Origin of the sequence: Parabacteroides sp. TM07-1AC (genome assembly GCF_003480915.1) — a bacterium.
In the GTDB taxonomy this organism is placed as follows: Bacteria; Bacteroidota; Bacteroidia; order Bacteroidales; family Tannerellaceae; genus Parabacteroides; species Parabacteroides chongii.
On sequence record NZ_QUKD01000002.1, the window covers coordinates 575,355 to 589,641 of the forward strand.

The window sequence follows — 14,287 nt, forward strand, 5'->3', positions numbered from 1 at the left end:
GGAAGCAGCCGTTTATAATTTATCTTATGGGAAGAGATTACATCATGCCGCCCATTCCGCCACCCATACCCGGGTTCATCGGAGGCATAGCAGGACCTTCTTCTTTCTTTTCAGCAATTACGCATTCTGTTGTCAGGAACATACCAGCGATAGAAGCTGCATTTTCCAAAGCAACACGAGTAACCTTAGCCGGGTCGATTACGCCGACAGCGCACAGGTTTTCATATTTATCTGTACGGGCATTGTAACCGAAGTCACCTTTACCTTCTTTTACTTTCTGAACGATAACGGCACCTTCTTTACCAGCATTGGCAACGATCTGACGCAACGGCTCTTCGATAGCACGTTTAACGATTTCGATACCTGTTGTTTCGTCTTCGTTTTCGCCCTTCATTCCTTCCAATGCTTCGATAGCACGGATGTAAGCTACACCACCACCAGGAACTGTACCTTCTTCGATAGCAGCGCGGGTTGCATGCAAAGCATCGTCAACACGGTCTTTCTTTTCTTTCATTTCCACTTCAGAAGGAGCACCTACGTAAAGAACAGCTACACCACCTGCCATCTTAGCCAGACGTTCCTGCAGTTTTTCTTTATCATAATCGGAAGTAGTGTTTTCGATCTGAGTCTTGATCTGACCGATACGAGCCTGGATAGCAGCTTTGTCGCCTGCACCGTTAACAATGATAGTAGTATCTTTGTCTACAGTGATCTTTTCGGCAGTACCCAGCATATCCATTGTAGCGCCTTCCAGCTTCAAACCTTTTTCTTCGGAGATAACAACACCGCCTGTCAGGACAGCGATATCTTCCAACATGGCTTTACGACGGTCGCCGAAGCCCGGAGCCTTCACTGCACAGATCTTCAGAGAACCACGCAGACGGTTCACTACCAATGTAGCCAATGCTTCACTGTCGATATCTTCAGCGATGATCAACAGAGGACGTCCGCTCTGAACAGCCGGTTCAAGGATAGGAAGCAGGTCTTTCAATACAGAGATCTTCTTGTCGTAGATCAGGATATACGGATTTTCCATCTCGCATTCCATCTTTTCTGTATTTGTTACGAAGTACGGAGAGATGTAACCACGGTCGAACTGCATACCTTCCACTACGTCTACTGTAGTTTCAGTACCTTTAGCTTCTTCCACTGTGATAACGCCTTCTTTCTTCACTTTCTGCATAGCTTCTGCAATCAGCTTACCGATAGTTTCGTCACCGTTGGCAGAGATTTTAGCAACGTGTTCGATCTTTTCGAACTGGTCGCCTACTTCTTCAGCCTGGTCGGCGATCTTTTCAACCACTTTGGCAACAGCTTTGTCAATACCGCGTTTCAAGTCCATTGGATTAGCACCTGCTGTAACGTTCTTCAGACCGACACCGATGATGGATTGTGCCAATACAGTAGCAGTAGTAGTACCGTCACCTGCATTGTCGTTAGTCTTGGAAGCAACTTCTTTAACCAACTGTGCACCCATGTTTTCGAACGGGCAAGCCAATTCAACTTCTTTTGCAACCGTTACACCGTCTTTTGTAATGTGAGGAGCACCGAATTTCTTTTCGATGATCACGTTACGGCCTTTCGGGCCTAATGTTACTTTTACTGCATTTGCCAGTTCGTCCACACCTTTCTTCAAAAGGTCGCGGGCATCCATATCGTACTTAATTTCTTTTGCCATGATTATATTATTTTTTTATTGTCCGTTAATGAATTAGATAATAGCTAAGATATCAGACTGACGCATGATCAAATACTTTTCACCGTCCAGTTCGATCTCTGTTCCTGCATACTTTCCGTACAGTACAGTATCGCCACTTTTCACAACCATTTCTTCATCCTTTGTTCCGTTACCTACGGCAACAACTTCACCTTTTAAAGGTTTTTCTTTTGCTGAATCAGGGATAATGATTCCGCCAAGTGTCTTTTCTTCTGCTGCAGCCGGCTTGATAAGCACTCTGTCTGCTAATGGTCTAATGTTCATCTTTGATATATTTTTAATGTTAATAATATTATGTTTTACTATGAATTTCTAATTCACGTTTACTCCTATGCGAAATCTGTGCCAAATTTACTGACAGGAAAAAGACTGACAATTTTGCATAAACAGACCGGTAGATACACCGACATGACTGACAGGATGACTATACATTCCGCCCTCCATGCTTCCCGACTAGAACAAAAGTAGCAGTATGGTAGTTCATAAGTAACCACCTTTTAACCTAAAGCTAGTAATATTTAGTCTATCTGCAGCGTGGCAAAGGAATGCGCAGGCAGTACGGGTTGGTAAACACGACCGTCGATTTCGACAGATACCTGGCGGTCTTCATTCCCCTCGTTTGCCAAAGCGACAACTATACTTTTATCGGGATTGACAAAAGCCATCAGATTGCTGTACCGGCCGGTGGTTTCGAGCTTCCGGGCACCGGGCTGAACGTAATGGCTCAGATGTTTCATGACATAATATTCGGGGGTATAACGGAAGGTTTTCGTATCGGGATCGACAACGACCAACGAATTTTGCGCCCATCCCCAACGGCTGATGCCACCTTTGTCGAGCGAGATATTCCAGTACATATATGCCGAGGCTCCGTTATCCAGGTAATGACGCATCAGGTTCCAGGAATAGACGGCACCGCTCCAGTCGTTCTTACCGTCGCCGCATTCCTGCTCCGTCTGGTAGAGTTTCATAGCCGGATAGCGTTCGTGGATTCCTTTGATGGCTCCTTTCCCCGCCCATTGGAAACCGACACCGCTGATATATTTTCCGCTTGCCGGATCAGTCAGGATAGTATCGACCAGGGCTTCGTTGGCACGCTCCATGGTTCCGAACATGACTTTGACATCCAGCTCCTTCATAGCCGGACCGAGGTAGTTGCCGACAAAGTTAGCCAGCGAGGCAGCCGTCCAGCAACAGCTGGGGAATATCTGTGCCGAGTTAAATTCGTTCTGCGGCATGACGGCAAAGATGTCGATGCCTTGTTCGCGATAAGCTTCGATGAATTTGGAGAAATAAAGGGCGTACGCTTGCAAGTAAAGCGAATCCTGGATAAACATGTCCGTGCCTTCGTAACCGACTTTATCGGCAGGCAGGCCGTTGCGGTATTTCTCGTTATAGGCTTCGCCGGTATAGGCGGAGGCGTAATGCTTATTGTGTTTCATCCAGGATGGAGGACACCAGGGGGAAGCCCAGATACTCAGACCGGGATTGTATTTTTGCGCACCTTTGATGAAAGGGATCAACGTCTGCTGGTCGTTGGCGATGGTGAAATATTGCATGTCGAAATCACCGTCGGTTTCGTTGTACGAGTACCAGTCGCGGGAGAAGTCATTGGCTCCTACCGGCATACGGCAGATGGTAAAGTTTGCCCCTATCTCGGGGAAGAAGAGTTCTTCGAGGATTTCTTCACGGACTGTCGGGTCGAGTTTACTCAGAGAGATCCAGCCCAGTTCGTTGAAACAGGCACCGAAGCCGTCTATCTTTTGGAGTTTCTTTCCGGTATGGACAACGGCGTCGATGTCGGGAATGGTATCTACAGAGGCCGATACCAGGTCGGGGCGTTCCACCCATTGATCGTTTTCGGTCGTTGTCACCCACGATGCACGCGGTTGGATAGTACAGGCCGAAAGACATAATGCGAATGTGAGAATTAATTGATATGCTTTCATGATAAATAAGGATAAACGTGGTATCTAAGTTTGTAAACGGCACACAGATGACGCGGATTGAGCAGATGACCACTGATTGTTATTATTAATAAATACTTTATCTGTGTCAATCCACCTAATCTGTGTCATCTGCGTGCCATTTACAGACTTTTATCACCGGCTTTTTTATTAGAACCGGGCGATCAGCTCTTCCACAGTGACAGGGACCTGTTCGCCTGTGATCATATTCTTCAGGTTGATCTTGCCTTCGTTCATTTCCGTTTCACCGACGATGGCGACAAACGGGATTTTCTTCGTATCGGCATAGCCCATCTGTTTCTTCATCTTGGACGCTTCCGGGAATAACTCCGTACGGATTCCGGCAGCACGCACTTTCGAGATAATCGGCAACAGGTAGCTCTCTTCCGTGGCTCCGAAGTTGACAAACAACAGCTGCGTTGTCATTAATGAATCGGCTGGATAGAGATCCAGCTGGTTCAGCACGTCGAAGATACGGTCTGCACCGAAAGAGATACCGACACCCGACACACCGTCCATGCCAAATACGCCGGTCAAGTTGTCATATCGTCCGCCACCGGTGATACTTCCGATCTGTACGTCGAGGGCTTTCACTTCAAAGATGGCTCCGGTATAATAGTTCAGTCCGCGCGCCAATGTCAGGTCAAGTTCCAGTTCGGCACGCATAGGCAGCTGATCGATACGGTCGAGGATGAAGGTCATTTCTTCAATACCCTTCATGGCGATCTCAGAGGTTGCCAGCTGCTCTTTCAATACAGCCAGTTTCTCACGGTTGGTTCCTGCCAGCATGATGATCGGCTGCAGGCGGGCAATGGCATCTTCGGTAAGGCCTTTCGAGCGAAGTTCTTCGTTTACATTGTCCAGGCCGATCTTATCCAGCTTATCGATAGCTACGGTTATATCGACAATCTTATCTGCTTCACCAATGATCTCGGCAATACCGGATAAGATCTTACGGTTGTTCATCTTGATGCAAACGCGGATACCGAAACGGTGGAATACCTCATCCATGATCTGGATCAGTTCCACTTCATTGATCAGCGAGTCGGAACCGACCACGTCACCATCACATTGGTAGAATTCGCGATAACGTCCTTTCTGCGGACGGTCGGCACGCCATACAGGTTGTATCTGATAACGTTTGAAAGGGAATGTTATGTCATTGCGGTGCTGTACCACGTAACGGGCAAAAGGTACGGTCAGGTCGTAACGCAGACCTTTCTCGCAGGCTTTCACGCCAAACCGTACGGCATTGCGTTCCAGCAACTCCTCATCGGTGATACCTGAAAAGCAATCTCCTGAGTTTAATATCTTGAAAAGCAGTTTATCACCTTCCTCACCATACTTGCCCATCAGGGTCGACAGGTTTTCCATGGCTGGGGTTTCTATTTGCTGAAATCCGTACAGATGATATACTTCACGAATCGTATTGAATATATAATTACGTTTCGCCATTTCTTCAGGCGAAAAATCTCTGGTACCTTTTGGTATAGACGGCTTCTGCATATATCGTTTGCTCTTGTTTATCGTCGGAGCTAACCGACTTTTATCTATTAAATTATTATTCGGAATGCAAAGGTAGGTATTTTGTTTCAATTTCGTAGTTTTCCGGTTAAGTTGATTGTTTTACCGGTTTCTTTTTATTACGTTTGTAGCATAATCAAAAGATAACAAGACTATGAAAAAGAAACAGAAGAAAGCGTTGTATGGCGAGCTCGGTAGTTTTTTCACCGATTTAGCCAAATATATCATTACTGGGGTAATTGTTTCCACCTTATTAAAAGATTTTGGAGACTATACCATCACTATTTATTTAAGTGGAATTATCGCAGTTGCCGTCTTTCTTGGACTAGGCTTGCGATTCATAAAATTAAAGGAGGAGTAATTATGACTAACATTCTTTTAGCATTTTCAATTCCTATGATATTGGCAATCGTAGCCTTTATTTGGTCTCTCTATATCGAACGAAAATTCAGTCAAGAGAAGAAAAAGAAGAAATAAAAATAGCTGCCCGAGTCATTTTGAATGGCTCGGGCAGCTATTTTTAGTGGGTGCAGCAGCCAGTCCCTATTCACTGCAGCAGCCAGTTTTATCCGCTGCCGCAGTCATTTCCGTTTAGTCACGGCTTCTTCCGCCCAGGAAGATCATTATATAATATAATAATGTAGCCAGCGAACCTAAAGCAGCCACCACATAGGTATAAGCAGCAGAACGCAAAGCATCTTCCGCCATTCCATGCGTACTGACATTCGTTATACCGGCACTACTCAACCAAACCAATGCACGCTGGCTGGCATTGATCTCGACCGGCAACGTGATAAAGCTGAACAACGTCGTAGATGCGAACAGAATGATACCGAACAGCAGCAACTGCGGGAACTGATGGATCAGCAACATACCGCCCAGCAACACCCACGTCATGATATTCGAAGCGAAGCTGACCACCGGCACCAATGCCGACCGCATCTTCAGCGGAGCATACGAAGTGGCATGCTGTACCGCATGACCGCATTCATGGGCTGCAACGGCTGCCGCAGCAATACTATTACTGTAATATACCGATTCACTAAGATTCACCGTTTGATTTGCAGGATTGTAATGGTCTGTCAAATGTCCGGGAGTAGAAATCACCTTCACGTCGTAAATGCCGTTATCATGCAACATCTTCTCAGCCACGTCCTTTCCGGTCATACCGTTAGGCATAGGGATCTTAGAATACTTCTCAAACTTGTTTTTCAGTCGGGAAGATACCAGCCAGCTTAACAAGGCAAAACCAATAAATATAATCCAATACATGCTCATAATGCTCTAATTAATTAAGTGTTATACAAGAAATGTCTTACAAAAAGTCTGCCAAAAACAAAAATGGCAGAAGATAGGCCTGCTGAGAGGTGGTCTTCTGCCATTTTGTAATAGTATATGAGGTTTATTCTTCCGTATACCGGATAATTGTCTGTTCACGGTCAGGTCCTACTGACACGATTTTAACGGGAACACCCAACTCTTCTTCCAGGAAGGAAAGGTAAGCGTTGAATTCTTCAGGGAATTCATCTTCGCTCTGCATCTTTGTCATGTCAGTCTTCCAACCCGGCAGTTCAACGTATACCGGTTCGATCGTATCGTCGATCTCGAACGGAAATTCCGTTACTTCTTCGCCGTTGATCTTGTAAGCCACACAAGCCTTGATCGTTTCGAAGCTATCGAGTACGTCGCTCTTCATCATGATAAGCTGGCTTACACCGTTGATCATAACGGCATATTTCAAAGCAACCAGGTCAATCCAGCCGCAACGACGTTTACGTCCTGTTACAGAACCGAACTCATGCCCTAACGTACAAAGCAGATCGCCTGTTTCATCGAACAACTCTGTCGGGAACGGACCGCTGCCGACACGTGTACAATACGCCTTGAAGATACCGTATACTTCACCGATATTGCGCGGAGATACGCCCAGACCCGTACAACAACCGGCACAGATCGTATTCGAAGAAGTAACGAACGGATAAGAGCCGAAGTCGATATCCAGCATAGTTCCCTGTGCGCCTTCCGCCAAAACAGACTTACCGTCTTTCAGGTAGTTGTTTACCACATGCTCGCTGTCGATCAGGTTGAATTGTTTCAGATATTCCAATGCTTCAAACCATTGAGCTTCCAGTTCCTTGATATCATAAGAATAGTTCAGTGATTTCAGGATTGCTTCGTGACGTGCCTTGGCAGCAGCATATTTTTCATCGAAGTTATGCAGCAAGTCACCTACACGGAGACCGTTACGGCTGATCTTGTCTGTATATGTCGGGCCGATACCTTTACCGGTCGTACCGATCTTACCTGAACCTTTAGCCGCTTCGTAAGCAGCATCCAGCATACGGTGGGTAGGCAGGATCAGGTGTGCCTTCTTGGAAATACAAAGTTGTTTGGTCAGGTCGTGACCACTGGCAGCAAGCGCTTCGGCTTCCTGCTTAAACAATAACGGGTCGAGAACGACGCCATTACCGATTACATTCACTTTTCCACCCTGGAAAATACCTGACGGAATAGAACGAAGGATATACTTTTCTCCGTTAAACTCCAATGTGTGTCCTGCATTGGGACCTCCCTGAAAACGAGTGATTACATCGTAATTCGGAGTCAGCACGTCGACAACTTTACCTTTGCCCTCGTCACCCCATTGCAATCCTAATAAAACATCTACTTTCATGTTATCTTTATAATAGACTATTAATATTCTTATTTACCATTCTTCTGCTGAAGCTTGAACTTGCATTTACTGCATATCCCATAAATATACAACGCATGAAACTCAGGTGTGAAACGGGATATCTTCAGATTGTTGACATCCTTTTTCAGCATACTGTCTTTCATTTCCCGGATCGCCCCGCACTTCATACAGATCAGATGAAGATGCGTTTCCGCCAAAGCCCGGAGTTCGTATTGAACCGATTGGGCGTTGAGTTGATGCCGCACGATCAGGCCACCGTCTTCCAGCACGTCCAGCGTATTGTAAAGCGTTGCCTTGCTCACATGGAAGTTCGTTTCTTCCAGTTTTTCCTGGAGTGAGTACATGTCGAAATGACCCGAGAAACGACATATGCATTCAAATATAGCATATCTTTCCTCCGTCTTTCGTAGTTTTTTCTCAGTCAGATACTCCGTAAACGACTGCTTCATCTCTATGTACTTCTTTTCATCCATTTCGTTGCGACTCTACGCGACCGACAAAGTTAGCGCATTTATTTTAAACGCAAAGCCTTAGCTATAATATTCAAATTCAAATTTTAAATCATTATATATTTCCTGTCCTTCCGGCGTCTCCATGAACTCCGGAAACTCATCGAAACCACTTAACATTTGCCGGGCATGATCGGCAGACTGGCGACCGTAAAATTTCATTGCTTTTACAGCTGCCTGCTTCTCTTTCCAGGTAGCGCCGAAGTCGGGCCAGGCAATAGAACGCATACATTCTACAATGAATGCAGCTCTTACCGGCGCAACCACAGTTTTCCCCTCCTTGAACAGTTCCGCCCAAATCAGGTAGGCCACCGTACGGGCATACTCGTCTTCCACATTGAAGATTAATCCCAAAAGAAGGTTATCGACATAAGGCAACTTGCAAAACAGATTACGGCTGCATTGCTCCGCGATTTCCAAATAGGGTATTTCTTTCACCCATTGCTTTGCCTGATCGAAAGGAAAATCATCCGCAGGCTGTAACATGGATGCCAGTATCTTGAACTCACGGATATCTTCTTTCCACAGAGCCGCTGCCAGCTCCGAACCGGGTTCGTGCATAGCGGCAATCTGCTTTATTTCGGGCAGAGGAACACCGAAGTTCAGTTTATAGTTTATCCCTTTCTCGCGCATGCTGGTGGATGTAATACCATTCATTGCCATGCGGAGCTGGGTTCTTATTTCTCTTAATTGGTCCTGCAACATAGCTTAGTCGTTGTAAGATGGGAGGAATGAATAATCGTTACTGTAACGAAGCATCTGGTCCGTGTAGCCTTCGGTATAATCGAGGACGATATCGGTCACTTCTCCGTTATCGTTCTTCACCTCTTTCATAACCGGGTTCACAAAACCTTTGTAAGGAGCCAGGTTCAGTTTGGCATAACGGGCAAGCACTTCGTCGTGTAATATTTGGTCTACTTTTACGCCATAATCTTCCACCAGTTTCTTTCCGGCTGCAAAATCGCCTTCGCTCTTGATGCGCTGTACTTCAGCCAGTAACGTACCGAAAAGATTACGGAGTTTTTCGTAATCGTTTACAACTACGTATGTTTTGCCGTCACGTTTCTTATATTCGATCACGTTATCGGCTTTACCGTTCTCGTAGGCCCATTGAGCAATCAACTGACGGTTACGCATGTGGGCTTCTTCCACATTCTTACCGGCTTCGATACGGACAAGTTGTGTCATCAGGCCATTCATAATATACTTATAATACTCTGCCTTATATGCTTCTGCATCCGGCACCAAACCTAATTCCACTAATTTCGGATCACCCAGATAATACAGTCCGAACAGGTCGGCACGAGCTTCTTCAAGCGTAGAATCGTACGCTTTCAAGGCTCCGGATTCCGTATCCGGCAACAGTTTACCGGAACCATGCCCCAAACATTCGTGCAAATCCGTATGTAAATTATCCGTGATAAATCCGTATTTCTTCAACGCCTCGCGTTCAACGTCACTCCAAACGAACTCTTCGCTAAAACCGTTGCCTTGCGAAGCCTTATCGTAGGCTTCCGTTATATTCTCGATAGTAACTGATTTCGAACCGTGGTCGCGGCGTATCCAGTCTGCATTCGGCAGATTGATGCCGATCGGAGTTGCCGGATAGCAATCGCCTCCCAGCATGGCGACGGTAATCACCTTGGCGCTTACACCTTTCACCTTTTCTTTTTTGAAACGTTTGTCTACCGGGGAATGGTCTTCAAACCATTGTGCGTTATCACTGATAATCTTTGTACGCTTTGTCGCTTCCTTGTTGATAAAGTTCACGGTAGATTCCCAACTAGCCTTCATTCCCAGCGGATCGCCGTAAGTTTCGATAAAACCGTTTACAAAGTCCACATCAGATGTCGTATCTTCTACCCAAAGGATGGAATAAGCATCGAACGTTTTCAGATCGCCCGTCTGATAGTATTCGATCAGTTTTTCGATGATCGCCTTCTGTGCATCGTTCTCGGCAAAAGGCACGGCTTTCTGCAACTCGCCGACTATCTGTTCGATGGCTGCCGAATAAAGGCCGCCGACTTTCCACACCTTCTCAACGATCTTTCCGTTCTCTTTCACCAAACGACTGTTCAGACCGTAAGAAATCGGGGTGATAGTATCTTTTCCCGCTTTCATGGCAGAATAAAAGCCTTCCACCTCTTTCTCGGTAACACCTTCGCCATAGTAATTATTGGCGGATGCCAGAATCAGATCCTGATCACCGCTTTGCACGGTACGCTTCGCCAATACAGACGGATCAAAGATCACCGGAGATATCTCAGCGACAAACTGCTCCAATGTCTGCCCTTCACGTAAAGGAAGATTAGCCACGTCTACCTGTTCCAGACAACTCTTGAAAAACTCAGGTGTAAATCCGGGAACAAACTTATCCTCTGCATAATGATGATGGATGCCGCTTGAAAACCACACCCGTTTCAGGTAAGTCTCCAGCGCCTTGAACTGCGCATCTTCCCGATTTCCTTTATACGTTGTGTAAATCGTCTCCAGAGTGCGACGGATCGGTAGGTTATAGCGACAATTCTGATCAAAGAATATATCGCGGCCCATCAGCGCAGCCTGCGACAAATGATATAATAACTGTTTTTGTTTCAATGAAAGAGACTCGAATCCGGGAACCTGATAACGAAGAATCTGCAGGTCAGCGAACTGGTCTACCACATAATTAAAATCCTCCTGCGGTGCCTGTCCTTTATTTTCTTTCGGACCAGCACAAGCAGTCAATGCCATTACTGTCATAAGCGATACTATTGTATTTCTCATATTATTTATAATAACTCTTTTATTTTTTCTGAAGTATTACAACGAAAGGCTCTCCCGCAAAGGTAACGAATAAATCGAAGCCATAGGAATATCACCCCAATATTTTGTACCTTTGTACCCGATATACTTAGAAAAGAATGGAAATAGCAGCATTAGTATCAGGAGGTGTGGACAGCTCTGTAGTTGTCCATCAGTTGAAGGAGGCAGGATACGATCCTACCATCTTCTATATCCGTATCGGTATGGAAGATAAAGACGGATATATCGACTGCCCTGCCGAAGAAGACATAGAAATAACATCTTATATAGCACGCAAATACGGTTGCCGCATGGAAGTGGTATCCCTGCATGACGAATACTGGGACAAGGTGGTCAGCTACACGATCGACTCGGTGAAGCGCGGCCTCACTCCCAACCCGGACATGATGTGCAACAAATTTATCAAGTTCGGCTGCTTCGAAGAAAAATGGGGAAAAGACTTCGACAAGATCGCAACCGGCCATTACGCCACAACGACTGAGATAGACGGCAAAGTATGGCTTTCTACCGCTAAAGACCCGGTAAAGGACCAGACCGACTTCCTCGGACAGATCACCCGTCTGCAAATCCAGAAGCTGATGTTCCCGATCGGTCACCTGATGAAAGCCGAAGTACGCGCCATCGCCGCCGAACAGAAGTTGCCCAGCGCCATGCGTAAGGACAGCCAGGGTATCTGTTTCCTCGGCAAAATCAACTATAACGACTTTATCGAACGTTACCTGGGAAAACGTGTCGGCAAGATCGTCGAACTGGAAACGGGTAAAGTCTTAGGTAAACACAACGGCTACTGGTTTCACACGATCGGGCAGCGCAAAGGTCTCGGATTGAGCGGCGGTCCCTGGTTCGTTATCAAGAAAGATATCAAACGCAATATCATCTACGTCTCCAACGGCTACGATCCGGAAACACAATACGGCAAAACAATCAACCTGCACGGTTTCGACTTCATCACCGAAGACCCGTGGGGAGAATTCACCGACGAGAAGGAGATCACCTTCAAAATCCGCCATACACCGGACTTTACCCCGGGACGTATCCGCCGTATCGGAGATTTGTATCGTATCGAGTCCGAGAACAAAATACAGGGAATTGCCCCCGGCCAGTACGGTGTTGTCTACGACAAAGACCACCGTCTCTGCCTGGGTAGCGGTATGATAATCGACGAGGGAAAATAAACCTTTGTCAATAATTATACCTATGATAATCTTTGTATCAGACTATAATATAAACAACTATGGAAACAACAACTTTAAAAACATTCGAAATCTCCATTCCCGAAAAATACGTATCTGCTATACGTAAACTGGTAAAAAGCATGGGAGGAAGCATCACGGTTCGCAAAGAAAAGAAATGCGGGCTTGATGAAGCATGGGAAGACGTGAAAGCCGGAAGAGTATCGAAAGCCTATACAGATATGGATGAACTCTGGAAAGATCTAACAGCATGAAATACAGCGCTCGTTATTCCAACAAGTTTAAAAAGGATATGAAGCGCTGTGAAAAACGTGGATACAATACTCATCTTTTACGTGATGCAATATCCTTATTATGTGAAACCGGAACTCTCCCCCCTTCGTATCACCCACACAAATTAAGCGGCAAATACGAAGGTCTGTGGGAATGTCATATAAATCCAATCAGATAGGATAGAAAAATAAATTTATACCAGATCAGTCTATTTTTTTTTCTGTTTTATTTGGTTTATATTATAAACCATTTTATATTTGCGGTGTGTAAGTGAGAAATGCGCAGCTCCTTGCACTTTTTTAATCCATATATAGTTTATAATATAAACCATTTTACAAACAACAATTAAAGAGAGAACAACAATGGAAGCAACAGTAAACTCAAACAAGAAAAACAATTCATTTCCAGCACAGCTGAAGATGAACATCCTCCGCTATATCGTTATATGCAGCTTTTTAGCAGTAGTAAATTATGTCACAACCCCACATTACTGGTGGGTTCTATGGGTAATTGCCGGCTGGGGCATCAATCTGATATTGGAGATAGTTTGTCATTACATGATCAAAGAAGAGCGAGAAGAAGACTGTCCGACAAATGACATTAATGTAAAATCAACCTATTACAAACAACAATAAAACATATAAAATCATGGAAGACAAAAAATTGAACGAGAAAGAGAGTCTAGCGCTCATCACTCAAATGATAAACTCCAGTAAAAAGAACATGGAGATTGGGCAAGGGAATATCATGCTAATATATGGCTATTTCACAACGGCCCTATCAATCGTTTTATTTGCACTGATCAGTCTTACACACGACTTTATATGGAGTTGGGGATGGATGCTGATGTTCGTTATATGGCCGATAATGTCTTACAGACAAAGACAAAAACCTCCGAAAGTAGTGACTTATACCGACAAAGTCATCTCAAAAGTATGGCAGGTAATGGGCTGGATGTTCATCGTTACTTTTCTGACGATCGGTATCATCGAATTTAGTTTCGCCCGGTATATCGACTTCATTCTGATGCTGCCGCTCTCTTTGATTTATTGCGGAATCGGCGTTTCCATTACCGGCATTATCATACAGGAGCGCTGGATGACTTATACACCTCTGATCGCTTTTATTATCGCAATCTATATGCTTACCATGCTGATGATTGGTGAAAAAGCGACCACTTTATGGTATCTTTACTTCGGTTTGTCGTTCGTGTTTATGATGATCATACCCGGACATATCGTCAACAATAAAGCTAAAATGCAATGTTTAAAGAACTAGATCCGCTACTCCACTCCCAATTACGGCTTGCCGTGATGTCCATCCTCCTTTCGGTCGAGGAGGCTGAATTCGTCTATCTGAAAGAAAAGACACAGGCTACGGCGGGGAACCTGAGTGTACAGATAGACAAACTGAGCGAAGCCGGTTATATAGAAGTAGAAAAGAGCTTTGTCGGAAAGAAACCCCGTACGACCTGCCAGATAACAGCCGCAGGACGGCAGGCTTTCGAGAATTACGTAAACGCCCTGAAAGATTACATCGGATAACCCCAAGGATCAAACATAAAAAAGGCTGCCATCAACAGACGGCAGCCTTTTTATATCATT

At 45.2% G+C, this 14,287-nt stretch carries 16 protein-coding genes; 7 read left to right on the forward strand and 9 right to left on the reverse strand.

Going from position 1 to position 14,287, the window contains the following annotated elements; genetic code table 11:
- Positions 1-37: 37 nt before the first annotated feature.
- From groL to hisS, 4 genes are all read right to left on the reverse strand, one after another.
- Positions 38-1,678, reverse strand: a complete 1,641-nt coding sequence (groL, locus tag DXD68_RS07000; protein WP_122360914.1) for a chaperonin GroEL — start codon at positions 1,676-1,678, stop codon at positions 38-40.
- A gap of 33 nt (positions 1,679-1,711) precedes the next feature.
- Positions 1,712-1,981, reverse strand: coding sequence for a co-chaperone GroES (locus DXD68_RS07005; protein ID WP_075556223.1), 270 nt, complete (start codon positions 1,979-1,981; stop codon positions 1,712-1,714).
- Positions 1,982-2,235: 254 nt separating this feature from the next.
- The gene (locus DXD68_RS07010) at positions 2,236-3,666 is read right to left on the reverse strand and encodes a glycoside hydrolase family 30 protein (RefSeq protein WP_122360915.1); all 1,431 of its coding nucleotides are present in this window, start codon (positions 3,664-3,666) and stop codon (positions 2,236-2,238) included.
- Between the two features lie 168 nt (positions 3,667-3,834).
- A complete protein-coding gene (hisS, locus tag DXD68_RS07015) occupies positions 3,835-5,190 on the reverse strand; it encodes a histidine--tRNA ligase (RefSeq protein ID WP_122360916.1) in 1,356 nt (451 codons plus the stop codon).
- Positions 5,191-5,362: 172 nt separating this feature from the next.
- On the opposite strand from hisS, the gene DXD68_RS07020 reads away from it, so the two are divergent.
- Positions 5,363-5,569 (forward strand): DUF6722 family protein, encoded by a 207-nt coding sequence (locus DXD68_RS07020; RefSeq protein WP_122360917.1) that lies wholly within the window; start codon positions 5,363-5,365, stop codon positions 5,567-5,569.
- Between the two features lie 230 nt (positions 5,570-5,799).
- Here the strand turns inward: DXD68_RS07020 and DXD68_RS07025 are convergent, their stop codons facing one another.
- The 5 genes from DXD68_RS07025 to DXD68_RS07045 form a co-directional block, all read right to left on the reverse strand.
- Complete coding sequence (locus tag DXD68_RS07025) at positions 5,800-6,486, reverse strand: zinc metallopeptidase (protein WP_122360918.1); 687 nt, start codon at positions 6,484-6,486, stop codon at positions 5,800-5,802.
- A 124-nt stretch (positions 6,487-6,610) separates the two neighbouring features.
- A complete protein-coding gene (locus tag DXD68_RS07030) occupies positions 6,611-7,882 on the reverse strand; it encodes an adenylosuccinate synthase (protein WP_075556219.1) in 1,272 nt (423 codons plus the stop codon).
- A 29-nt stretch (positions 7,883-7,911) separates the two neighbouring features.
- Positions 7,912-8,376 carry a Fur family transcriptional regulator gene (locus DXD68_RS07035; protein ID WP_075556218.1) on the reverse strand — a complete coding sequence of 155 codons (465 nt, stop codon included), beginning with the start codon at positions 8,374-8,376 and terminating at the stop codon, positions 7,912-7,914.
- Positions 8,377-8,433: 57 nt separating this feature from the next.
- Positions 8,434-9,117 (reverse strand): DNA alkylation repair protein, encoded by a 684-nt coding sequence (locus tag DXD68_RS07040; RefSeq protein ID WP_122360919.1) that lies wholly within the window; start codon positions 9,115-9,117, stop codon positions 8,434-8,436.
- A 3-nt stretch (positions 9,118-9,120) separates the two neighbouring features.
- Positions 9,121-11,178, reverse strand: coding sequence for a dipeptidyl-peptidase 3 family protein (locus DXD68_RS07045; protein WP_122360920.1), 2,058 nt, complete (start codon positions 11,176-11,178; stop codon positions 9,121-9,123).
- Positions 11,179-11,315: 137 nt separating this feature from the next.
- Here DXD68_RS07045 and mnmA point away from each other — a divergent pair, with 137 nt between their 5' ends.
- The 6 genes from mnmA (at position 11,316) to DXD68_RS07075 (ending at position 14,227) form a co-directional block, all read left to right on the forward strand.
- Positions 11,316-12,392: a tRNA 2-thiouridine(34) synthase MnmA gene (mnmA, locus tag DXD68_RS07050; RefSeq protein ID WP_122360921.1), complete on the forward strand. Its 1,077-nt coding sequence runs from the start codon at positions 11,316-11,318 to the stop codon at positions 12,390-12,392.
- 59 nt (positions 12,393-12,451) lie between these two features.
- Complete coding sequence (locus tag DXD68_RS07055; RefSeq protein ID WP_122360922.1) at positions 12,452-12,664, forward strand: hypothetical protein; 213 nt, start codon at positions 12,452-12,454, stop codon at positions 12,662-12,664.
- Complete coding sequence (locus DXD68_RS07060) at positions 12,661-12,861, forward strand: type II toxin-antitoxin system YafQ family toxin (protein ID WP_122360923.1); 201 nt, start codon at positions 12,661-12,663, stop codon at positions 12,859-12,861. Before DXD68_RS07055 ends, DXD68_RS07060 begins: the two co-directional genes overlap by 4 nt.
- A 184-nt stretch (positions 12,862-13,045) precedes the next feature.
- Positions 13,046-13,318 carry a 2TM domain-containing protein gene (locus DXD68_RS07065; protein ID WP_122360924.1) on the forward strand — a complete coding sequence of 91 codons (273 nt, stop codon included), beginning with the start codon at positions 13,046-13,048 and terminating at the stop codon, positions 13,316-13,318.
- Positions 13,319-13,331: 13 nt separating this feature from the next.
- Positions 13,332-13,961 (forward strand): hypothetical protein, encoded by a 630-nt coding sequence (locus DXD68_RS07070; RefSeq protein WP_122360925.1) that lies wholly within the window; start codon positions 13,332-13,334, stop codon positions 13,959-13,961.
- The gene (locus DXD68_RS07075) at positions 13,946-14,227 is read left to right on the forward strand and encodes a winged helix-turn-helix domain-containing protein (RefSeq protein WP_122360926.1); all 282 of its coding nucleotides are present in this window, start codon (positions 13,946-13,948) and stop codon (positions 14,225-14,227) included. The genes DXD68_RS07070 and DXD68_RS07075 overlap by 16 nt, the downstream gene beginning before the upstream one ends.
- Positions 14,228-14,287 lie beyond the last annotated feature (60 nt).

What these genes read in the sequence shown, in the direction of transcription:
- DXD68_RS07075 (WP_122360926.1), top strand. Translation starts at nt 13,946, where the DNA reads ATGTTTAAAGAACTAGATCCGCTACTCCACTCCCAATTACGGCTTGCC.
- DXD68_RS07005 (WP_075556223.1), bottom strand. Translation starts at nt 1,981, where the DNA reads ATGAACATTAGACCATTAGCAGACAGAGTGCTTATCAAGCCGGCTGCA.
- DXD68_RS07055 (WP_122360922.1), top strand. Translation starts at nt 12,452, where the DNA reads ATGGAAACAACAACTTTAAAAACATTCGAAATCTCCATTCCCGAAAAA.
- DXD68_RS07030 (WP_075556219.1), bottom strand. Translation starts at nt 7,882, where the DNA reads ATGAAAGTAGATGTTTTATTAGGATTGCAATGGGGTGACGAGGGCAAA.
- DXD68_RS07040 (WP_122360919.1), bottom strand. Translation starts at nt 9,117, where the DNA reads ATGTTGCAGGACCAATTAAGAGAAATAAGAACCCAGCTCCGCATGGCA.
- DXD68_RS07060 (WP_122360923.1), top strand. Translation starts at nt 12,661, where the DNA reads ATGAAATACAGCGCTCGTTATTCCAACAAGTTTAAAAAGGATATGAAG.
- groL (WP_122360914.1), bottom strand. Translation starts at nt 1,678, where the DNA reads ATGGCAAAAGAAATTAAGTACGATATGGATGCCCGCGACCTTTTGAAG.
- DXD68_RS07065 (WP_122360924.1), top strand. Translation starts at nt 13,046, where the DNA reads ATGGAAGCAACAGTAAACTCAAACAAGAAAAACAATTCATTTCCAGCA.
- mnmA (WP_122360921.1), top strand. Translation starts at nt 11,316, where the DNA reads ATGGAAATAGCAGCATTAGTATCAGGAGGTGTGGACAGCTCTGTAGTT.
- DXD68_RS07020 (WP_122360917.1), top strand. Translation starts at nt 5,363, where the DNA reads ATGAAAAAGAAACAGAAGAAAGCGTTGTATGGCGAGCTCGGTAGTTTT.
- DXD68_RS07070 (WP_122360925.1), top strand. Translation starts at nt 13,332, where the DNA reads ATGGAAGACAAAAAATTGAACGAGAAAGAGAGTCTAGCGCTCATCACT.
- DXD68_RS07010 (WP_122360915.1), bottom strand. Translation starts at nt 3,666, where the DNA reads ATGAAAGCATATCAATTAATTCTCACATTCGCATTATGTCTTTCGGCC.
- DXD68_RS07025 (WP_122360918.1), bottom strand. Translation starts at nt 6,486, where the DNA reads ATGAGCATGTATTGGATTATATTTATTGGTTTTGCCTTGTTAAGCTGG.
- hisS (WP_122360916.1), bottom strand. Translation starts at nt 5,190, where the DNA reads ATGCAGAAGCCGTCTATACCAAAAGGTACCAGAGATTTTTCGCCTGAA.
- DXD68_RS07035 (WP_075556218.1), bottom strand. Translation starts at nt 8,376, where the DNA reads ATGGATGAAAAGAAGTACATAGAGATGAAGCAGTCGTTTACGGAGTAT.
- DXD68_RS07045 (WP_122360920.1), bottom strand. Translation starts at nt 11,178, where the DNA reads ATGAGAAATACAATAGTATCGCTTATGACAGTAATGGCATTGACTGCT.